The following is a 19,972-nucleotide window of genomic DNA, read 5'->3' as shown; positions in this document are numbered from 1 at the left end:
TACTTATTATATGATTAAAATACAGATAGCAGACATTAACCTAATCTTTTGAGGGAAACATGGCACAAAAACACAATCTAACCTATCAGTTAACCCATGATTTAGGTAAAGCGATCGTCACCGGACAATACAAGCCTGGAGACGGTTTACCGACGGAAGCTGAACTTTGTGAGCAATTTGATGTTTCTCGCAGCGCGACACGTGAAGCGGTAAAAATGCTATCAGCAAAAGGCTTAATTGCATCAAGACCTAAAAAGGGTATTCATGTTCTCTCTGAAACCAACTGGAACATGTTTGATCCAGATGTATTGGAATGGATATTAAGCAGTAACCCTTCTTTGCAATTGCTGAAATCGTTTACCGAAGTTCGTGCGGCTATTGAACCGCAAGCTGCAGCTCTGGCGTCGACGAATGCAACGTTTGAACAGTTGGAAATGATTGAAAAAGCGCTTGAAAGAATGAAAGCAGCGGAGCAAGGTTTAGATGATATCTTAGATTCTGATATTGAGTTCCATACCTCCGTTTTGCGTGCCAGTGGTAACCCATTTATCGTGCAACTTACCGACTTTATTGCGACCGCGTTAAAAGTAAGTATTCGCTATACTAATGCCACTAAAGGTGAATCCGGTGACGTTGAAAAACACGCCTACATATTGGATACCATTAAATCGAGAAATCCGGTTAAGGCACACGATGCGGTGAAAGAGATTCTTGATGAGTCATTAGCCTTGATAGAGAAAAACCTAAACTAAAGCGTTTTTGCCCAGCTGCTCGATGATGAAGTTTCTATCGGGCAACATCTTATGGTCTTGCGTTAACACTGCCCATCCTGCACATCCATCGTGCGCAGTGTTGACGATGTATTGGCCTTTATTATTGGTTTAAACTGATAACTATAACAATAGTCGATATCGATATAATCATATTAAATATGATTATATATATGAACATCCTTGAAAACTAAATTACCGCTATAAACTTACCTAGACCTTTAAAAATAAAGCTTTCGCTTGTTTATGTGATATTTCAGTAAACACAATACTTTCTTATTTATAATATATGTAACATAAATGTTGATTCGTATTTAACCCTATGTTAACGTTTTGGTTAATGGTTGTTCTCTCTGTTACTTATGCGTTGATAAGTAATCTTCGAGATAACGATGTTTAACGATAACAATAACAATCAAAAAATAACAAGTGACACTTGAAGTATTCAAGGGCGGGGAAACAATGAGAAAGTCCAAAATAAGCTTAGCCTTGCTTGCAGCGATGGCGATTCAGGCGCCAATTACTTCTTATGCGTTTGCAGAAGAAGAGATAGCACCGGAAGCGCAAACAGCAAAAGAAAAAGCTGAAGCGAAAGAACAAGCTATTAAAGAAGACGAAATCGAAGTCATTACTGTTGGTGGTATGCGATCGAGTGAAGTTGCAGCCATCAATATGATAAAGTTACTGATCTGCAGATGACTTGAATTAACGACTTCGATGCCTCTTAGCATGCCTTTGGCGATAATCTTGGCGTGAGCGTCGTCACTATTTTTATCGTCTATATAGGTAGAGACAATAATAGGCTTGTCTGCGCTGCCTTTTAGATTATTTAGAACAAGCGAACCCCAATAGGTTTTGCCTGCCGCAAATAATAACTTATCACCAGCCTGCAGTTTTATTCGCTTGGCTTTATCAAGCGATTTAATTGGTGCATCCTTTGATGTGCCTAGGTTGTTGTCGTTGCCAATGGTAGGATTGACGTAATATTCCGTAGCGACAGCGGGCAGTTGTGCAAAGCACAATGCGCTAATAATTACCGACAATGTCAGGCGTGTTAGGTGTCTTAACTTAGGCATTATATTATCCAATGGTCTCTGGCATTCTTTAAGTAGACACAAAATATACTATTTATAATATATAATTGGAGGTTTAGATTACTATCCGAACTTGCAATGCCGCGAATAATTACTTTTTTTAAAATTAAAGTGACCATTATATTAATTACCGGTGCCGGTAAGGGAATTGGTAGGGCTTGTGCATTGTTGGCGTCGAGCCTTGGCGCAAAGGTCATTGCCGTTGCTCGCTCTCAGTCGGATTTAGACTCTTTAGCCGAGGCGGATGCGCGCATTGTTGGATGGCCAGTTGATGTCAATTTGGCTGAGTTTTTTCTTAAAGTCACTGAGCTTGAGACGATTGACGGCCTGATCAATAACGTTGGTATCAACCGTGCCGCACCAATGAGCGAGCAAGTTAAATTGGCTGCATGACTTTGTCATGAGTGCGATTCGATTGGCACCAGGAGCCAGCATCGCGGATCACATTCGCTATGAAGAAGAGGTGGTTTTCGTCCATCAAGGCACATTAATAATGACGGTTGATGGACAACAAGTAGAGTTAACCAAAGGTGATAATTTTTCTACCCCGATTAACGCCGTTCGCAGCTTTAGTAATCATGGTGAACAAGATGCAATGGCCTATATCACTAGACGAACAAATAGCCCGAAAAAGCCTAGCTTTATCTAACAATATAGCGATTTATTGATATATATTGGCCAGCTAATTTATAGCTGGCTTTATTGCTTGGGCAAGCGGCGTCTTTAAGTAGCTCTCGATAGGTGCCGATTTTCTGCTGCAGATATAATGGCCGACGCGAGCGGGGCCGAGCCTGCGACTTACCGTGTAGAGGGACGTCCTACCCAACGCGCTAGGGTATGAGTGTTCCTTTTAGGCAATTTACATCATGTGCAATAAGGAATCGTTAACGTAAATACGCTGCCTTTTGCCAGCTTACTTTCGGCAGTTAAAAAACCGCCGTGTGCAACCGCAATTCGGTTACATAGATATAGTCCAAGCCCCAAGCCTTTGGTACCTAAGTTATTTACCGGTTTGCTTGATGTAAATGGCTCAAAGATGTTTGGTAAATACTCTTTCGCTATCCCGCAGCCTTGATCTTTTACTGCCATGGAAACATGAGTGTCATTGATAGCAAATGACATAGAGATAGTTTGTTGGTCGCCTGAATGGGTTAATGCATTATTAATTAAGTTACGTAAGACAAATTTAATACGACCATTATCGATAGCAACCGCTATTTCTGGTACCTCACCATCAAGCACAAGTCGACTGCGGTTTTCATGTTCCTCGATGACTTCATTGATGAAATTCGGTAGAAAGTAGGTGTCGATATGCAAGGCTTTATTTGATTGCTGTAAACGTGCACTTTCTAATAATTGGCCAAGAATTAAATCCATTTGATTTAGATCTTTATCTAATTGTTGCACAATTTCATTTTGTTCTAGCAGTGCAAAAGATACTTTCATGCGCGCCATTGGAGAGCGTAATTCATGACTTACCGCTAGCAGTAGGTCATCCTTGGCAGAAAAAAGCTTATTAAGCTCATCAGCCATAGTATCCAATCCATGCGTTAGTTTTGCTAAGTCATTTTTTGGGTGATGGCCAATTTTATACTCAAAGTTACCCGCACTAATTTGCTTGGCACTGTCTATGGCGGCTTTAATTGGTTTTAGTTGACCGATTAATAACCGGTAACTAACAAAAAGGATCAAAACAACAATCAGCCAAGGCCAGTAAACTAACCAGCTTGGATAAATAATTAAGTTGGCAATTTGAGAGGTGATAATTGTCCAAGAATTATTCTTTTCGGCGAGCAAGTAATACTTGCTTCCGTGTCTGGTAAAATACAGACTGCCTAGTTTTTCAGCGGTGACAAGTAATTCATCCTGCAATGGTAATTCTTGCGATGTATGCCAACTTTTAGTACCACTATTTATTTGGATTTGAACACGATTTTTTTTGGCCTCGACTTTGATTTTTTCGATATTAACCGGCGGGGTTGCAACATCGGTCATCATTGCAAATAGTTGTTGGTGTCGTTCCAACACAATTTGTTTGGCTTCGTCTTCAGACATGGCAAAAACGCCTACTATAATAAAGACAACTAGCAACAGAGTGGTAGAGGTGAATAACACAAAGAATCGGCTATACAAGCCTAAGTGTTGAATGCTCATAGTTTCTTTGCCACAAAGGTATAGCCCACATTTCTTAATGTTTTGATGAACCGAGGCTGTTGTGGATCGTCATTTAGTTTTTGTCGTAATCGGCTTAACAAAATATCAACGGAACGACTATATAGTTCAACATCTATACCTTTTAATTCGCTTATGACTTGGTCTCGACTAAAAACTTTACCCGTGTTACTGGCAAGCATATTTAACAAGCTAAACTCCATTCCGGTTAATTTAATCTCGTTTCCATCCACCTCGATGCGACATTGCTCTGGATGCAGGTTGATGCCATCAAACATCAGTACTTTGGGTGCATCAGCGTTTTCGTTTGATTGTTTTGATTTATCAAGGCGACGCAATAGTGCTTGTATTCGAGCAACCAGTTCTCTCGGTTCAAAAGGTTTCGCCACATAATCGTCAGCGCCCAGTTCTAAACCTGTTATTTTGTCATTTAGCTGTCCTCGAGCCGTGAGCATGATAATCGGCAGCGAGTGATTGAGCCTAATTTTTTTACACAAGGTAAAACCATCCATCTCAGGCATCATGACATCTAAAAGCAATAATTGCGGTGACTCGCTCTGTAACTTTAACACCCCATCAGACGGCGTATTGGCATAAATCAGTTCAAGATCAAACTGACTGCAATAGGCAGCAAGGCTGTGACACAAGGCAAAGTCGTCATCAATCATTAATATCTTTGGCATAGACTTATTCGTTTTCGGTTAAAGGTTTGCTCTCATTTTCAGTTAGTTTGCGTCACACGCTCGAGAAAGCAAAGCCTAATTTACAATTGTTACACTTCGTTACCCAGCGATAATTTATTGTCGATATAATTTTCTCATTGAAAACGAATGTTCACTTAAGGCGAATTTTATGCGCAATACAGCAATAAACAAACAAACCAATAATCATGCATTGAAAAGTGTACCGCTTGTTGTGGAGTGGATGCTTTTCCTATTCATTTCGCTGATGGTCGAGCCTGTTGCTTGGATTATCAAAGGTTTCACACGTAAGCCGCTTGCGTTAAATCCATTTAACTATCAAATCGCCAAATAACGTCCACGGGTTTTTAAATACATGTTATCTACTTTAATTATTTTGCATATTATTGCTGGCGCAATCGCGTTAATTTTTGGCTTCATGACGATTGCTACTACAAAGGGTAATGCACGCCATAAACGCTATGGCAAAGTCTATGTCGTCGCGATGCTGTTACTGGGAACCACAGGCACTATTGTTGCTGTAATAAGAGAGATACCACTATCAATGCTGAACGGCGCGGTACTGTGCTATTTTGTTTTGTCTTCAATTTCTGCGATCAGAAACGCAGAATATAAAATAAGTGTCTTTGACAAATGGTTGACGGTATTTTCTTGGGTATTAGTGGCTGCCTTTGCTTGGTGCGCGTTGCAGGTAACGCAGACAGAAAGTGGTCAATTAGGTGGTTTTGGTGTCGCTGAATATATTGTTTTTGGCACAGTAATGTTATTCGCAGGTATTGCGGATATTCGCTATTTATTGAAATCTGGTTTATCAACCATTCAGAAATTAGTAAGGCATTTATGGCGTATGTTTTTCCCGCTATTTATGGCAACGGCAGCCTTCTTTTTCGGACAAGCTAAATTGTTCCCAGAAGTTTTAAAGTCTATCGAGATATTGGCTATACCCGTTGTGTTTGTCATTTTGTCGATGATTTATTGGCTGGTCATGGTGGTAATGAGAAAATCAGCCTTTAGATAGCGCCAAGCTAAATCTTTTACACAAAATTTGGTGGGCATAGGCTAGGGCTTAATGGCCCACCCGGCAGGAGTCGAACCTGCGGCCTCACCCTCCGGAGGGGTGCGCTCTATCCAGCTGAGCTACGGGTGGAAATACGATGTGTATGTCGCCATTCTATAATGCTGGTGTTGACTGTCAACAAATCTCTCACCCATATCTACCGATAGTTTAAATAATCAACAGGTGCCGTACTTAGTGCCAATAAAAAACTGGCAATGTTGCTGTTTTTACGGGCATTTAGCGCTATTTCGACTAAGCTTTTAAGTGGATGCTTAATTAATAAACAGTCGGATAATAACAACACATACCTGTATGGAAACAATAGGCTTAATTGGCTATGGCTTGGCGGCTATAGCGTACTTATTTTTGCTTGTTTTGCTGATCTCCCATCGGCAACCCTCTGTTGCGACCAAAATTTTGTTGGTCAGCATCGCCATAAGCCTCGTTGTATACCTGTTAAATGCCTGGCAAGTCTATCAATCGTTTTCATTACGATTTGGTTTTGTGTTTGAATCTCTGCGGTTAATGGCATGGGGCGCATTATTTTTACTGGTGATAAGTGGCAGCGATAAAGTCTCCAGCTTAGTTAAATTGCCAGCCAGTAAAAACTTTATTCTGCTGTACCTCGGTCTCACTGCGGTAATCTTGGTTAATCTGTTTTTCAATCCCGGTTATCAGTGGCTATTCATTGGCTTGCTGAGCATGAACTTGCTAACTTTGGTGGTACTTGAGCAACTGTATCGCAATTCGCAACAACTCAAATGGGCACTTTGGCCTCTCACTATTGGCTTAGGCGGTATGTTGGTGTTCGACTTTGTGATGTACGCACAAGCGGCATTGTTAAATCGAGTTGATTTCTATTTCTGGTACAGCCGTGGCTATATAGCCTTATTAGTGATGCCGTTTATTTTGTTAAGCGCCAAGCGTATGCGCAACTGGAGCCCTGATTTATATATCTCTCGTGATGTTGTGTTTTATTCCTCTATGGTGGGATTAAGTGCGGTTTATTTACTGGTATTGGCATTTTCAGGCTATGTAATTCGCTTCATTGAAGGGCAATGGAGTGAAATGCTCAGCATCATGTTTATGGCGGCGGGTTTGCTGGTGTTATTGGCACTGCTTATTACCAACCGATTGCGCGATAAAATTCGCGTGTTTATTGGCAAGCATTTCTTCGCCAATAAATATGACTATCGGCAAGAGTGGTTAAAACTTATTGAAGCAATAGAGCAGCAAGACTCTCAAGATGCCTATGCCAATGCGTGTGCGGCGATGGGTGGGTGTTTTGGTGTCAGTCGTTGTGGCTTTATTGATGCACAACAGGCACGTTTGCAAGCTAAATATGTTGGCGATTACACCCTTGACGATAACATAATGCAGCAAATTGAGACCTTGCATCAGTTTTCGCAAAAACAAAATTGGTTAGTTGATGTTCGCGAGTTTCAAACCTATCCCTATCGATACCCCGAGTTGCAATTCGATGCAAAATTGTTGGCAGAGCATCGTCTGGATTTATTTATTCCAACCTTGTCACAGCAGCGCTTACTCGGCTATTTCATTCTCGCCGGACCGGCGCATAAACCGGTGCTTAATTGGGAAGACAGAGACTATTTGTTTGCGGTTTCGAAACAACTGGGTAATTACCTAACATTGCAAACCGCACAAAAGCAATTGGCACAAGGCCAGCAATTTGCGGTTTTTCACCGTATGTCAGCCTTTGTATTGCACGATTTAAAAAACGTGCAGGCGCAATTGTCGTTAATAAATCGCAACGCCGAACGTCACCGCGACAATCCAGAATTTATTCGAGATGTATTTGCCACCGTTGAGTCCGCCTCTGAACGCATGGGCAAGATGGTTTCACAGTTACAAAGTAAAAGTCAGGATGTGCATAAAAAGCATGGCAATGAAACCGTCGATATTGCTGAAATTATCAATAATTGTCTGGCGATGAACAAAAGTTCTGAGGTGGTAATTGAGTCTGACTTAGACGGTGACTTGTATGTTACCGCCAATAAAGAAGGTCTAGAAAACGTATTTTTGCACTTACTGCAAAATGCAAAAGATGCCTGTAATGGCGAAGGCTTGGTGCAAATCAACGGTCATCAGCAGCATGATCAAATCGTCGTAGATATAAAAGACAATGGTTGTGGCATGAGTGCAGACTTTATTAAACACTCTTTATTTGAGCCATTCACCACCACCAAAGGCAATGCCGGGATGGGCATTGGCGTGTATGAAGCGAAACAATTTATTGAAGAATATCAAGGCAGTATTGATGTCAGCAGTGAACCAGGGAAAGGCAGCTGCTTTACATTATTTTTGCCAAAATCAACAGCGAGTTAGGAATTGAATATGGAAAAATTGCTGATAGTCGATGATGACAAAGGGATACAGAAACAACTCAAATGGAGCTTGGCGGATTATGATGTAGTGTTAGCATCCGATAAAGACAGCGCCATTAGTGCTCTGCGATTGCATGAACCGAAAGTAGTGTTGCTTGATTTGGGTTTACCGCCCGATGAGGCCAATGCCAGTGAGGGCCTCGCTGCGTTACAGCAAATATTGTCGCTCGCTCCTTTTACCAAAGTGATTGTGATCACCGGCAATGACGAGCATCAAGTGGCATTGGATGCAATCTCTCATGGGGCGTATGACTTTTACCAAAAACCACTCGATGGCGATGTCATCAACGTGATTGTTCGTCGTGCGTTTATGATGGCCGAGCTCGAGCAAGAGAATCGCCATATTCGCGAATTGGGTGGTGTTGATAGCGGTATTATCGGCAATAGCGTGGTCATGGACAAAGTGCGTAATATCATTGAACGTATTGCCCCAACTGAAATTACCGCGCTGTTACTTGGTGAAAGCGGTACCGGTAAAGAGGTACTTGCTAATGCGGTGCATAAACAAAGTAATCGGGTGAAGAAACCGTTTATCGCCATCAACTGTGCGTCGATTCCTGAAACGTTATTAGAAAGCGAATTGTTTGGTTTTGAAAAAGGAGCATTTACCGGGGCCCATAAAACCACCAAAGGTAAAATCGAAATGGCCGAAGGCGGAACCTTATTTCTCGATGAAATAGGTGATATGCCGTTTAATTTGCAGGCCAAGTTATTGCGTTTTCTGCAAGAGCGGGTGATTGAACGCATTGGCGGGCGTCAGGAGATCCCGGTGGATGTGCGCGTTGTCTGTGCAACCAATCAAGACTTATTGCAAATGGCTGAACAAAAGACCTTTCGTGAAGACTTGTATTACCGTATCAGTGAAATGGTGATCAACATTCCACCATTAAAAGATCGTGATTTTGATGTGGTGGTTCTTGGCCGCTACTTTTTGCTGAAATTTGCCCAAGACTACAATGTGAAAATTAAAGGTTTTACCGATACTGCCGTCGCGGCGCTTAAAGCCCATGATTGGCCCGGTAATATTCGCGAGTTGCAAAATAAAATCAAATCGGCGGTGATCATGGCCGCTGGCCAGTTGATCAGTAGCCAAGATCTAGGTTTTTATGAAGAGGTCGAGTTGGATATTGATCAGCAATTTAATTTGCGTTCGGTGCGAGGTCAAGCGGAGTCAAAAGCCATTAAAGAAGCCTATACCTTAGCGGAAGGCAATATGAGTAAAACTGCGCAAATGCTTGGTGTTACTCGACCAACCTTATATGGCTTGTTAGAGAAATATGATCTCAATCTCAAAGAGTCAGTTTAGGGCCGGTTTAACACAAACGGCATGCTGTGTCGCAGCATGCCGCATTGATAAAATTTGTTTAAGATAAGCTAATTTAAGGGCCTAATTGAAGATCTTAAGTTAAGGTTACTAAGCTAATATTAATCATTCAGTTACAGGGTGGGTTTAATTGCCATTGGATATTTTCTGATTCACTTCAGATTGTTTCTGACGTAACAGTTTATCTAAATAACGATTCATTTTTAGCTTTTCATCGATGTTCTTTTGCAGGTATCTGTCGACTCGCATTAAGGTATTACGCAAGTCATCATCTACGCCTAACTGTTGGTACTGTTCACCTAATTGTTGCAGCGTCATGGTTTCCGTGCTGTGCTTGATAGCTTGCACTGGCGCTTTGACTGGCTCTTGTTTGTTATCGTCTGCTCTACCAATCGACGCACTAAGCTCTTGTTTCATTTCTGTTAGCACCGCCTCTATATGTTCGGCTTCAAAGTATAAGGTGTTTTCTAGATAACCAAATAGCATGACCCTATCAGCTAATAGATTGATTTTCCTCGGGATACCACCTGTCGCATCCATCATTAATGGATAACATGAGTTGGCGAATAAGGTTTGTTCTTTAAAACCAACGGTAGCCAAGCGATGTTCGATGTAGCTTTTCATTTCGTTTATGTTGAGCGGCTTTAAATGACATGAGGCAATGATCCGTTGACGAAATTGCTCCATCTGCGGCATTTGCAGTAAGTCTTTGAGCTCTTCTTGACCAAGCAAAAAGCTTTGCAGCAGGGGTTTACCTTTCTTTTGTATATTGGACAACATGCGCAACTCTTCGAGTGTTTCCAGTGGCAGGTTTTGCGCTTCATCAACCAGTAATAGCGCACGTCTATCTTGACTGGTCAGTCGAATCAAGTGTTGCTCAATCAGTACCAGCAAATTTGATTTGCTGCTATCGACCACCCCCAAGTTAAACTCGTTGACGATTTGTTGTAACAAGTCCAGTGGGCTTAGGTTAGGCGTGACAATATTGACCGCTTCAATATCAGAATCGTCAATTGATGCCAATAAGCTTTGTGCTAGCGTCGTTTTACCGGTTCCAATGGGGCCAGTAACAACAATAAAGCCTTCGGCTTGTTGTAAGCCATATTCTAAGTAAGACAATGCTTGTTGATGTCGGCTCGAAGCGAAAAAGAATCTAGGATCAGGACTTAATTGAAATGGCTTTTGACTGATGCCGTAATGAGATTCGTACATTATTAAAACCTCTTCACTAGTTGTGCGCCGATACGGTTTTCTTCATAACTGTAGCCAAGTCGATTTGAGCTACGATTTAAATGTTGAATGTAGCTACTAAACTCCAAGGTACGATTTAATTGCTTGTCCAAACCGAGGCGATAAACGCGATAGTAATCAACCTGCTGTATCAATGCGTCATCATTACTATTTAATGCATTGCGGCGATAGCTGAGATCAACGATAAAGTTGGTTAATCGAGTGATTTGTCGATCATAGTTAAATCTCAAGGTCTCATATTCGTCCTCATCACCAAAATCTAAATTTGTTCGGTCGGTATGCGTCGCTGTTAAGGTAATGGTTGAACGAGGCAGTCTAAGACTGGTTGAGACAGTTAACGACTCGGCAAGAGAAAAAGTATTACTATCAACGAGTTCAAATTCTGCGGTAAAGCCCGCGAAGGTGTAGTCACTTAAATCAAAATCATCATCGGGCGCAAACACACAGTTTTCTGGGCTGATTTCACTGCCAGCCAAACACCAGATGTCAATGATATTGGTTGGCGCCAATTCTTGGCGGTCAAACACATCTATTTTTTCGGTGTATCTGATCGAGCTGGTTAGGCGTTTGGTTCGATGTGTAAAGGAAAACTCATAGGCATCACCAAAGAATCGTTGATAATATTTACCGCTCAGTCGTGTACGTTGCGATGGGCGCCACTCAATCTCTGCAGCTAAATAATCCTCTTGATCTTCAGAAACTGAGCCCACAGCAGGCTCATCTTCATCGACCCAGTTATAACTTAAATCAATAAACAAATGTTCTGTTGGTAGCCAACGTAAGCCGGCACCGATTGACGATGTGCCTTGAATACCTGAGTTGTTCACATTGCCACTGGTGTCTTCATCATAAAAACGTATAAACGGATTCAAGCGAAAATTGGTGATATAACCTACTTTGGCATCTATGCGGTGAAAATTACCTTCACGGGTATTGTTTTCATAATCTGAGTAATTGGCACTGCCTTGCCAAAATACATAACGAGCAGACGAGCCATTACTGGTCTCTATATTCGTATCGAACCCTTCTCGTTCACCAATATTGTCATCGGCTTCGCTTATCGACATATTGGTACTGGCAATGATGTTATAACGAGAGTTTTCGACGAAATATTCAAGACCGAGTTGATAGGTTTGGTATTGAGCGGTATCACCAGATACCTGATCGGCTAATGAGTTGCGAGCATCATTGGCGGCGACATTACGTATTGACGCAGAGCCAACGGCGAACAAGCCGTCAATATCGAGTGAGACTCGACCTTCGGCGAGTAAGTCATGATAATCATCATTGAGGTCGCCATCATGGGTATAAATGGCTTGGGTCAGACCATAATCCACAACAAAGCTTGAGCGCTGAGTTTGAAAAGATGCATTTATGCCAGGCGTGAATAATGAGACAAGAGAAGATTCGTCACCAAATTCGGTCAACTCTACGTTGTCACTAAAGACTTCTTCAATACCAACGCGAGGCTGGATCTGCCAATCAGCGCCGTAAAGCGAGTTAGCAAAAGAGAGAAATGCTATAGGAATTATGTACTTATTCGTTATTGTTCTCGCCGTAACCATATCCGTAGCCGTAGTAACCGTAGCTCTCCTTTTGCGAATAAAATGCTTTATTTAGTACCAAACCTTTCGCCAATTCATCTCTTAATAAATGATTCGCATGCTTAACATCGTTAAGGTTGGTTTTATTTTCTTCGACGGTTATCAATGCTTGTCCCATGAGGTTACTCAATATGGAGGTTTCATTGATGCCCAATAAAGGCGGTGAATCAAAAATAACCAGTCGGTCGCTATAGCGTTCCGATAATTCTGTGGTCATTTTCGCCATGCGCTCACTCGCCAATAATTCATTGGCAAGGTGGTGGGTTTTACCTGCCGGCATGACTTTTAATTTACTGATATTGGTGTCGTAAATGATATCGCCAATGCTGGTGACATCACCCATAAGGTAATCAATTAATCCAGCTTTAGGTTTAACGCCAAGTTCTTTTAAAATACTCGGCTTTAATACATCGGCATCTACCAACAACACGGTTTTATCTTGTTCTAGTGCCACGCTCAACGCCAAGTTTATGGAAATAAAGGTCTTACCTTCATTTGGCTTGGCACTGGTGACCATAATCAAATTGGGGTTATCAAGCGTTTCTTTCGCAGGGCCGAAGGCGTTATTAAGAATTTTACGTTTAATCTGTCTAAACTCTTCTTTAATGGTGCGTTGACCACTAAGCTCAGAGGCGACAATAAAGCCTTTTTGCGATAATAAAGCCTCATTAATAAAAATGCTTTTGTTGTTTGTTTCAGCGGCCACTCGCGGCTTTTGCTGCACTTCTTCTTGTGCAAGGTCTTTTTCTACGTCTTGCGAAACCTGCTGGGCATTTTTTTGTGCTGTGTCGGTTGTTTCAGCGGTTGCATCTTTGTTAAGTAATGCATCGTTATCTGGTTCAACCGATTCTACTTTATTCTCTTCTTTGCCCTGCTGTTGACGCTTTTGTTGCTGCTTTCTTAGGGCTTGCTCGATTAACGACATCTTAAAACACCCCTCTTAATTGACCGGACGCGATGGCAGGTACCAAGTGGTAGGTTATCAATGCACCTAGCACGAGAAATAGCAGTAGATTGGAGACAATGAACTTTCTCACGCTGCTACGGTACGTTGCTTGTATATTCAAATTATCGGTTGCGGCAACAATGCCGAATATTGGCAGCCCGCTTTCACGGCTTAGTTGCACCGCGGAAAGGACTTTTGGACTTAAGGTAATTACGATGACGGCAACACCCGCACCCAAACCCGCACTAACGATTAATACCGCGATAAAAAACAATATTCGCATTGGCCCAGACGGTTCTAATGGTATCCGTGGTGGATCGATGACGCGAAATTGAATTTTGTCGGAAGTCGCATCTGCTTGTTTTGCCAGCGCTGCGGTTTCACGACGCGACAATAATTCTTCATACTTTTCTTTATTGATTTCATAATCTCGGTTTAAGCCGACAAGCTCCGCTTCAACTTCTGGCAAAGTATGAATTTTGCTATTGAGTTCGTTTGCTTGCCCTTCATAATCGGCAACCCGTACTTTTAGTGAAGCAACGGTATTTTCCAGCTGATTCACCTGAATGCGCATCTCTTGATAGACCAAGTTCTCATTGGTTGCGCTGGTGTTTAACGCCCCTTGTGCGTCAGGATTTTCTTTTATGGCGGCAAAGTAGCTTTCTAATTCTTGTTTACGTAAGCGTTTTAGTTCCTTTAGCGTTCTTCGTAACTCTTTTACATCAGGGTGCTGTTCGGTATAGCTGATCAACAGAGAATCAAGCTGAGTTTGCAGCTGCACAATTCGCTCATCATAGGTTGTGGTCACCGTTGCATTATCAATAACGTTTTCTGAAATCGATTCACTCATCGCATTTTCGCGAGTAAGTTGTTGTTTTGCAGATGATAATTGAGTTTGAGCTTCAAGCAGTTCAAGTCTAGTCGCTTTTAAGTCGGCATTAACTCTCGATAATGCCGAATAAAAACCACCGGAATCTGAAGGCATAATGCCGGAATACTTTTGCTTAAATAGGGTTAACTTACGTTCTGCTTCAAGCAATTTACTTTCATATTCATTGATTTGCTTTTGCAAAAAGCGTTGTGCGGTATCGGTGTCACTGCGCGTTTCACCTAAGGTATTTTCAATGAATACAGTTAATGACGCCTGTACAATATCTTTTGCTAACTGTGGGTTAGCCGAAGTCATCGACAGCGAGTAAATGTTTTCTTTACCAAGGCTACGGATAGAAATTTCGTCTTTCAGATCATCAATGATTGACTCATATTCGTCATTATTCTTGGCTGATACATCCAAGTCGGTCATGCGCGCAATGCGCTCTAAGTTAGGACGGGAAAGCAGTGTTTTCACCATCAAGCGAACTTGCTGGTTTGGATCGGTTTCAACCATGATGCCTTTCATTAACGGCCGTAACAAAGACTGTGTATCTACATATACACGAGCCGATGACTCATATTGGTCAGGTAATGAAGACACAGCCAGCCAACCGATCGGACAAAGTAACCATGTGGAAATTATCACATAGTGTTTTTTCGCCCAAACGCCTAGCAGCAGTTCCTTGATTTTATCAATTTGTTCATGCATAACGACAATCTTTGTTATTGTTGATTTAGGTTAATAATCAGCGGATTAGCTATTAGAACCAAGCTTCCGGTATAACGATAATGTCTCCTGGAAGCACATCAACATTGGCTTTAATATCACCGGACTTTATTAAGTCCTCAATAGACAACTGATACTGGCGCTGCTTGCCATTTTCGATACGCACGAGTACGGCTTGGTTACCGTCAGCAAATTCAGTTAAACCACCAACCGCAATCATGACATCAAGTAATGTCATATTTTTGCCGTAACTGACAGCACGTGGTTGCGCTGCCTCACCTATTACCCGTATTTGTTCATTGTAAGGACCAACAAAGTTACTCACCGTGACGGTAACAATAGGTTCTCGCAAATAGGTAGATAGGCGATCCTCAATGGCGCGAGCCAGTTGAGTTGGTGTTTTACCCGAGGCGGGAATATCTTCAACCAAAGAGGTTGTTATCATACCGTCTGGACGGACAACAAAACTCCCCGATACTTCCGGATTACGCCACACAAATATATTGAGCTGGTCACCCGGCCCAATTAAATAATTATATGACGCCGCCGAATCGGTTTTGGCGGGATAAATGGTTGCAGGGGGTAAACCCTGACTACTTGTGCATCCAAATAAAGCTAAAAGAGCTGTAGCAGTTAACCAATTTCTGGCAGGAATAAATCCTTTACTCATTGCAAATGCCCCAACATATCAGTTTCTTCTTCGTATAGTTAGAGGTTAGTTCATCGCTGATTTTTTGCACAAAATTTTTTTTAAAAAGACCTTGCTATCTGATTGATTGGTCTATCATTAGACATTGTCAGGCTAAATTTTCCGGGTAAAGATGTACCTGACTAAGGACAAGTTGGTGAACAATAATAATACGAACTACTCAACGTTTATGCAGAAGTTGTTATATGTCATGGATGTTGTGTTGCTAGGCGGAGCTCTGCTTATCGCAGACGGTCTCCCTGAAACACAGTTGCTGGCGATCAGTAACTGGTGGGTGATCGTTGTATTTATCATCTGTATGCAAACCTGCTTTTTAGGCTTGGGTTTGTATAAATCAAAATTACGTGAAAAGCTGCCAGGTATATTCCGTCGGCTGGGCTTAGCTTTTGCCATTGGCTTTGTTCTTATGACCATGGCACGTAGTCTCTTTTCTATTACCGCCTTAAGTGGTGAAAATCTATTTAGCGCCTGCTTATTGGCCGCTTTATTGACCTTTATTCTGCGTTATTTACTCGTCAAATTTAATGTTCTTGGCTTTACCAAGCGTAATGTGTTGATTCTTGGTTCTGGGCAACGTGCTTTGATCGTGCAAAAACGGATGCGTAGGGAGGTTGACCGAGAAAGTTTTAAACTGATCGGTTTTGTCTATATGGAGGGCGATATTAACTCCGATATAGATACGCAAAATATTATCCATCTCAATGGCTCTCTATATGACTATGTGATCAATAACAATGTTGACGAAATTGTTGTAGCAACCGATGAGCGACGCGCGATGTTGCCGGTTCGCGAACTGTTTGCGTGCAAACTTCACGGTGTGGTGGTATCGGAAATTCTTGATTTTATTGAGCGCGAAACTGGGCAAATAGCGGTTAATTTAATTTATCCAAGCTGGGTAATTTATTCCGCCGGCTTTCAGTCAAGTAATGACCTGCGTAATGGCTTTGACCGCTTATTCAATGTCACTTTATCGGTCATTTTATTTCTTATTACTTGGCCATTCATGTTGCTTACCTACTTTGCCATCAAAATTGAAGATGGCTGGTCAGCACCTTGTTTTTATTGGCAAAAAAGGGTTGGCTTACATGGTAATGTGTTCGCCATTGTGAAATTTCGCTCGATGCGTATTGATGCTGAAGCAAATGGTGCGCAGTGGGCTGATAGTGATGATGATCGAGTGACCAAAGTCGGCCGCTTTATTCGCAAATATCGCATCGATGAACTGCCGCAAGTCTACAACGTAATCGCCGGTGACATGGGTTTTGTTGGGCCAAGGCCTGAGCGCCCTGAATTTGTGGATGAGCTAAAGCAGCATATTCCTTATTACAACGAACGACATAATGTTAAATCTGGCCTGACAGGCTGGGCACAACTTAAATACCCTTATGGCGCAACCGTCGCCGATGCAGAGGAAAAGCTTAAATACGATCTTTATTACATCAAGCATCGCAGTTTCCTATTGGATTTGTACATTCTAATCCAAACCGCAGAAATCGTTTTATTTGGTAAGGGACGTTAGGAGATCGAGATGAAAGTGTTACATGTATTTGACTACTCTTTACCGAATATCAGCGGTTATTCGCTGCGCTCGGATGCTATTTTACGCCATCAACGAAAATTGGGTATCGAAACGGTGCAAATGACCAGTCAACGATACCAAGAATTTAAATCAGTTAAAGAAACCGCACGAGGTATTGAGTATTTTCGTACCCCTGCAGACAAGTCTTGGTTAGCGAAAATTCCCATTATTGGTTATTTATTTTACGTTCGTCATTTAGCCAAGCATATTGAACAACACGTAGTAACCGAGAAGCCTGATCTTATTCAGTGCCATTCACCAATGTTGAATGCCTTGGCGGCGGTACGTGTTGCCCGTAAGCACAATATTCCTATCGCTTATGAAGTGCGCGCATTATGGGAAGATGCCGCGGTTGATACCGGTAAAGTGAAAACCAATAGCCCGATGTATCGATTGATCAAATCGGTAGAGCAAAAAGCGTTTGAAACCGTCGATGCGGTGAGCTGTATTTGTGAAGGTTTGAAAAAAGACATCCAAGCGCGTGGCATTGCCAGCAACAAAATATTTATCACCCCGAATGCGGTTGATTTAAGTAAATTTCAGCCATTAATCGAAAAAGATCCTGAGTTACTGCAACGCTACCGACTGGAAGATAAAAAAGTGATCGCCTTTATCGGCAGCTTTTTTAAGTACGAAGGTTTGTCTTATTTACTAAAAGCCATGTCGCATATCCTCAAACAGCGTAAAGATATTCATTTGCTGTTAGTTGGCGGCGGTAACGAACGTGAAAACCTAGTGGAGCAAACCATTAAGCTGAGATTGGCTGAACATGTCACCTTTGTCGACAGGGTCAGTGCCGATCAGGTTGCGCGTTATTACTCTCTCGCCGATATCATGATTTATCCACGCGAAAGTATCCGTCTTACCGAATTGGTTACGCCGCTAAAACCATTGGAGGCAATGGCACAAAATAAACCGGTTATCGCCTCAGATATCGGTGGCCATCGTGAATTAATACAAGACGGTGAAACGGGCTATTTGGTGCCGGCGCATGACGCTAAAGCGTTAGCGCAACAAGTACTAAACGTTATCGATGATGAACAGGAATTGGCGAAAATAACCGCCAATGGCCTCGATTATGTCACCGTGCAAAGAACCTGGGATGCGACCGCTGCTCAATACGCTGATGTTTATAGGAAGCTGGTTAGCGCGCATGAGTAAGTCTGTATTGGTGATTACCAATTTATATCCGGTTCCATGGGCACCTAACCGTGCCAGTTTTAACCGTACGCAGTTTCAAAAATTGGCCCAATATCATCAACTCAATATGGTGGTCTTAGTCGGTTGGTTGGAGTGGTGGCGTCATCGTCATCAGGCAAAAAGCAGTGAACACGTGCTCTATTGCCCCTACTTTTATATCCCTAAATTTGCCCGCTCTTTGGTGCCATTTTTCCAGTACCTTAGCTTAGTGTGTTTGTTATCACGGATACGTGCATTTAAAGCCTCGGCAATTTTAGCCAGCTGGGGTTACCCAGATGCAGTGGCGGTCTCGATGTTAAACCGCCATTTAAAGTTGCCGATGTTTGTCAAAGTACATGGCACAGACATTAACGAACATATTCAATATCCAAGGCGCAGACGTTTAATGCGCAAGTACCTTGGCAAAGTGCAAGGCATTTTCGTGGTTAGTAAAGACTTACAAAGCCAGCTTAATGCGATTGGTATCGCCGACGATAAATTGTGGGTTAACTATAACGGTGTCGATCAACAGTTATTTCATCCTGAAGATAGTCAGCAAGCAAATCGTTGCATATTTATCGGCAGCTTGATTGCGAGCAAAGGCGTCAACGAGCTTATCGAAGCGTTTGTGCAATTAAGTCAGGGCAATCCTGAATATCACCTTGATGTGGTTGGCGAAGGGCCGCTATATCCGCAGCTGCAACAGCAAATAATAGCCGCAAACATGCAACAGCAAATTAGCTTACATGGCAGCATTGCCGCCGATAAAGTCAGTCAATTGTTGGCTAAATCATCGCTGTTAATTTTGCCCAGTTATCGCGAAGGTGTGCCTAACGTGGTACTTGAGGCCTTTGCTTGTGGCGTGCCCGTTGTGGCAACCAATGTCGGTGGTATTCCAGAGGTTGTTACCGAACAATCCGGTATTTTGGTGCGCAAAGGTGATGCTCAGCAATTGCACGATGCGATTGAAAAAGCCATGCACAATGTCTGGGATAAACAGCAAATACTGGCGCATGCCCGTAATTTTAATTGGCAACGCAATGTTGATTTTGTACGCCAGCGTATGGAGTTGATATGAAGCAGTTTATTGATGATATTCGCCAAAAGCAGCGCTTTTATCAAAGCCAAGGCTTTTATACCAGCTTCTTACGAGCGTTAAGCAGCGACGGTACGTTAGCGGTGATGTTGTATCGCTTAACTGGTTTCTTTATTAAATATCGCTTATCACCATTAGCGTGGTTAACCCATAAGTTCAATGTGTTGGCCACGGGCTGTGTGATTGGTGTACGCGCCAAATTCGACACCGGTTTTATCTTGTTACACCCAATCGGCGTGGTGATTAATTCTAAAGTTCAAGGCGGGCGCAATGTGGTTATCGAAAGTGGTGTGGTCATAGGCGATGAAAAAGGCCAAGCCCCGGTGCTTGGTGACAATGTATTTATTGGCAGTGGCGCCAAGGTAATTGGTGGTATCAGCATTGGCTCTAATGCAAAAGTTGGTGCCAATGCGGTGGTTGTTAAAGATGTCCCTGAAAACACTACCGTGGTGGGCATTCCGGCAAAAGAAATTGTAAGGAAGTAG

At 42.3% G+C, this 19,972-nt stretch carries 19 protein-coding genes and 1 tRNA gene; 11 read left to right on the top strand and 9 right to left on the bottom strand.

Annotated features, from left to right (window positions below; genetic code table 11):
• Positions 1–59 precede the first annotated feature (59 nt).
• The gene (locus tag HII16_RS07670) at positions 60–752 is read left to right on the top strand and encodes a FadR/GntR family transcriptional regulator (RefSeq protein ID WP_169128948.1); all 693 of its coding nucleotides are present in this window, start codon (positions 60–62) and stop codon (positions 750–752) included.
• A gap of 545 nt (positions 753–1,297) precedes the next feature.
• On the opposite strand, the gene HII16_RS07665 is transcribed toward HII16_RS07670, so the two are convergent.
• Positions 1,298–1,846: a hypothetical protein gene (locus HII16_RS07665; protein WP_169128946.1), complete on the bottom strand. Its 549-nt coding sequence runs from the start codon at positions 1,844–1,846 to the stop codon at positions 1,298–1,300.
• 129 nt (positions 1,847–1,975) lie between these two features.
• Here HII16_RS07665 and HII16_RS07660 point away from each other — a divergent pair, with 129 nt between their 5' ends.
• Complete coding sequence (locus tag HII16_RS07660) at positions 1,976–2,257, top strand: SDR family NAD(P)-dependent oxidoreductase (RefSeq protein WP_211183446.1); 282 nt, start codon at positions 1,976–1,978, stop codon at positions 2,255–2,257.
• Positions 2,258–2,264: 7 nt separating this feature from the next.
• Entirely contained in the window at positions 2,265–2,513 is a 249-nt protein-coding gene (locus HII16_RS07655) for a cupin domain-containing protein (RefSeq protein ID WP_169128942.1), read from the top strand.
• Positions 2,514–2,728: 215 nt separating this feature from the next.
• On the opposite strand, the gene HII16_RS07650 is transcribed toward HII16_RS07655, so the two are convergent.
• Positions 2,729–3,919, bottom strand: a complete 1,191-nt coding sequence (locus HII16_RS07650) for a HAMP domain-containing sensor histidine kinase (protein WP_169128940.1) — start codon at positions 3,917–3,919, stop codon at positions 2,729–2,731.
• A 95-nt stretch (positions 3,920–4,014) separates the two neighbouring features.
• The gene (locus tag HII16_RS07645; protein WP_169128938.1) at positions 4,015–4,719 is read right to left on the bottom strand and encodes a response regulator transcription factor; all 705 of its coding nucleotides are present in this window, start codon (positions 4,717–4,719) and stop codon (positions 4,015–4,017) included.
• A 169-nt stretch (positions 4,720–4,888) separates the two neighbouring features.
• On the opposite strand from HII16_RS07645, the gene HII16_RS07640 reads away from it, so the two are divergent.
• Positions 4,889–5,071 (top strand): hypothetical protein, encoded by a 183-nt coding sequence (locus HII16_RS07640; protein WP_169128936.1) that lies wholly within the window; start codon positions 4,889–4,891, stop codon positions 5,069–5,071.
• A 42-nt stretch (positions 5,072–5,113) separates the two neighbouring features.
• The gene (locus HII16_RS07635; RefSeq protein ID WP_211183445.1) at positions 5,114–5,755 is read left to right on the top strand and encodes a hypothetical protein; all 642 of its coding nucleotides are present in this window, start codon (positions 5,114–5,116) and stop codon (positions 5,753–5,755) included.
• Positions 5,756–5,807: 52 nt separating this feature from the next.
• Here the strand turns inward: HII16_RS07635 and HII16_RS07630 are convergent.
• A tRNA-Arg gene (locus HII16_RS07630) sits at positions 5,808–5,884 on the bottom strand.
• A gap of 222 nt (positions 5,885–6,106) precedes the next feature.
• Here HII16_RS07630 and prsK point away from each other — a divergent pair.
• The gene (gene prsK, locus HII16_RS07625) at positions 6,107–8,140 is read left to right on the top strand and encodes an XrtA/PEP-CTERM system histidine kinase PrsK (protein WP_169128932.1); all 2,034 of its coding nucleotides are present in this window, start codon (positions 6,107–6,109) and stop codon (positions 8,138–8,140) included.
• A 9-nt stretch (positions 8,141–8,149) separates the two neighbouring features.
• Positions 8,150–9,505, top strand: a complete 1,356-nt coding sequence (prsR, locus tag HII16_RS07620) for a PEP-CTERM-box response regulator transcription factor (RefSeq protein ID WP_169128930.1) — start codon at positions 8,150–8,152, stop codon at positions 9,503–9,505.
• A gap of 144 nt (positions 9,506–9,649) precedes the next feature.
• Here the strand turns inward: prsR and HII16_RS07615 are convergent, their stop codons facing one another.
• Genes HII16_RS07615 through HII16_RS07595 form a run of 5 tightly spaced genes read right to left on the bottom strand, consistent with a single transcriptional unit; the run spans position 9,650 to position 15,594 of the window.
• The gene (locus tag HII16_RS07615) at positions 9,650–10,735 is read right to left on the bottom strand and encodes an AAA family ATPase (RefSeq protein WP_169128928.1); all 1,086 of its coding nucleotides are present in this window, start codon (positions 10,733–10,735) and stop codon (positions 9,650–9,652) included.
• A 2-nt stretch (positions 10,736–10,737) separates the two neighbouring features.
• Entirely contained in the window at positions 10,738–12,339 is a 1,602-nt protein-coding gene (locus tag HII16_RS07610) for a TIGR03016 family PEP-CTERM system-associated outer membrane protein (protein WP_169128926.1), read from the bottom strand.
• Positions 12,311–13,303 (bottom strand): XrtA-associated tyrosine autokinase, encoded by a 993-nt coding sequence (locus HII16_RS07605; protein WP_169128924.1) that lies wholly within the window; start codon positions 13,301–13,303, stop codon positions 12,311–12,313. The genes HII16_RS07610 and HII16_RS07605 overlap by 29 nt, the downstream gene beginning before the upstream one ends.
• 1 nt (position 13,304) lies before the next feature.
• Positions 13,305–14,906, bottom strand: a complete 1,602-nt coding sequence (locus tag HII16_RS07600) for an XrtA system polysaccharide chain length determinant (RefSeq protein ID WP_169128922.1) — start codon at positions 14,904–14,906, stop codon at positions 13,305–13,307.
• Between the two features lie 52 nt (positions 14,907–14,958).
• Positions 14,959–15,594: an XrtA/PEP-CTERM system exopolysaccharide export protein gene (locus HII16_RS07595; RefSeq protein ID WP_135438446.1), complete on the bottom strand. Its 636-nt coding sequence runs from the start codon at positions 15,592–15,594 to the stop codon at positions 14,959–14,961.
• A 175-nt stretch (positions 15,595–15,769) separates the two neighbouring features.
• On the opposite strand from HII16_RS07595, the gene HII16_RS07590 reads away from it, so the two are divergent.
• The 4 genes from HII16_RS07590 to HII16_RS17055 are packed head-to-tail and all read left to right on the top strand — an operon-like array spanning position 15,770 to position 19,972.
• Positions 15,770–17,152 carry a TIGR03013 family XrtA/PEP-CTERM system glycosyltransferase gene (locus HII16_RS07590; RefSeq protein ID WP_348981396.1) on the top strand — a complete coding sequence of 461 codons (1,383 nt, stop codon included), beginning with the start codon at positions 15,770–15,772 and terminating at the stop codon, positions 17,150–17,152.
• A 9-nt stretch (positions 17,153–17,161) separates the two neighbouring features.
• On the top strand, positions 17,162–18,373 hold the full coding sequence (locus HII16_RS07585) for a TIGR04063 family PEP-CTERM/XrtA system glycosyltransferase (RefSeq protein WP_169128920.1): 1,212 nt from the start codon (positions 17,162–17,164) through the stop codon (positions 18,371–18,373).
• Positions 18,366–19,469, top strand: coding sequence for a glycosyltransferase (locus HII16_RS07580; RefSeq protein ID WP_169128918.1), 1,104 nt, complete (start codon positions 18,366–18,368; stop codon positions 19,467–19,469). The genes HII16_RS07585 and HII16_RS07580 overlap by 8 nt, the downstream gene beginning before the upstream one ends.
• Complete coding sequence (locus HII16_RS17055; RefSeq protein WP_169128916.1) at positions 19,466–19,972, top strand: DapH/DapD/GlmU-related protein; 507 nt, start codon at positions 19,466–19,468, stop codon at positions 19,970–19,972. The genes HII16_RS07580 and HII16_RS17055 overlap by 4 nt, the downstream gene beginning before the upstream one ends.

The organism is Thalassotalea sp. Y01 (assembly GCF_012932945.1).
Classification (GTDB): Bacteria; Pseudomonadota; Gammaproteobacteria; order Enterobacterales; family Alteromonadaceae; genus Thalassotalea_A.
The sequence above is the reverse complement of the archived record's forward strand: the minus strand, read 5'-3'. Positions and strand labels throughout refer to the sequence as shown.

What these genes read in the sequence shown, in the direction of transcription:
- HII16_RS07580 (WP_169128918.1), top strand. Translation starts at nt 18,366, where the DNA reads ATGAGTAAGTCTGTATTGGTGATTACCAATTTATATCCGGTTCCATGG.
- HII16_RS17055 (WP_169128916.1), top strand. Translation starts at nt 19,466, where the DNA reads ATGAAGCAGTTTATTGATGATATTCGCCAAAAGCAGCGCTTTTATCAA.
- prsK (WP_169128932.1), top strand. Translation starts at nt 6,107, where the DNA reads ATGGAAACAATAGGCTTAATTGGCTATGGCTTGGCGGCTATAGCGTAC.
- HII16_RS07610 (WP_169128926.1), bottom strand. Translation starts at nt 12,339, where the DNA reads ATGGTTACGGCGAGAACAATAACGAATAAGTACATAATTCCTATAGCA.
- HII16_RS07670 (WP_169128948.1), top strand. Translation starts at nt 60, where the DNA reads ATGGCACAAAAACACAATCTAACCTATCAGTTAACCCATGATTTAGGT.
- HII16_RS07585 (WP_169128920.1), top strand. Translation starts at nt 17,162, where the DNA reads ATGAAAGTGTTACATGTATTTGACTACTCTTTACCGAATATCAGCGGT.
- HII16_RS07615 (WP_169128928.1), bottom strand. Translation starts at nt 10,735, where the DNA reads ATGTACGAATCTCATTACGGCATCAGTCAAAAGCCATTTCAATTAAGT.
- HII16_RS07595 (WP_135438446.1), bottom strand. Translation starts at nt 15,594, where the DNA reads ATGAGTAAAGGATTTATTCCTGCCAGAAATTGGTTAACTGCTACAGCT.
- HII16_RS07640 (WP_169128936.1), top strand. Translation starts at nt 4,889, where the DNA reads ATGCGCAATACAGCAATAAACAAACAAACCAATAATCATGCATTGAAA.
- HII16_RS07665 (WP_169128946.1), bottom strand. Translation starts at nt 1,846, where the DNA reads ATGCCTAAGTTAAGACACCTAACACGCCTGACATTGTCGGTAATTATT.
- prsR (WP_169128930.1), top strand. Translation starts at nt 8,150, where the DNA reads ATGGAAAAATTGCTGATAGTCGATGATGACAAAGGGATACAGAAACAA.
- HII16_RS07600 (WP_169128922.1), bottom strand. Translation starts at nt 14,906, where the DNA reads ATGCATGAACAAATTGATAAAATCAAGGAACTGCTGCTAGGCGTTTGG.
- HII16_RS07650 (WP_169128940.1), bottom strand. Translation starts at nt 3,919, where the DNA reads ATGTCTGAAGACGAAGCCAAACAAATTGTGTTGGAACGACACCAACAA.
- HII16_RS07655 (WP_169128942.1), top strand. Translation starts at nt 2,265, where the DNA reads ATGAGTGCGATTCGATTGGCACCAGGAGCCAGCATCGCGGATCACATT.
- HII16_RS07605 (WP_169128924.1), bottom strand. Translation starts at nt 13,303, where the DNA reads ATGTCGTTAATCGAGCAAGCCCTAAGAAAGCAGCAACAAAAGCGTCAA.
- HII16_RS07645 (WP_169128938.1), bottom strand. Translation starts at nt 4,719, where the DNA reads ATGCCAAAGATATTAATGATTGATGACGACTTTGCCTTGTGTCACAGC.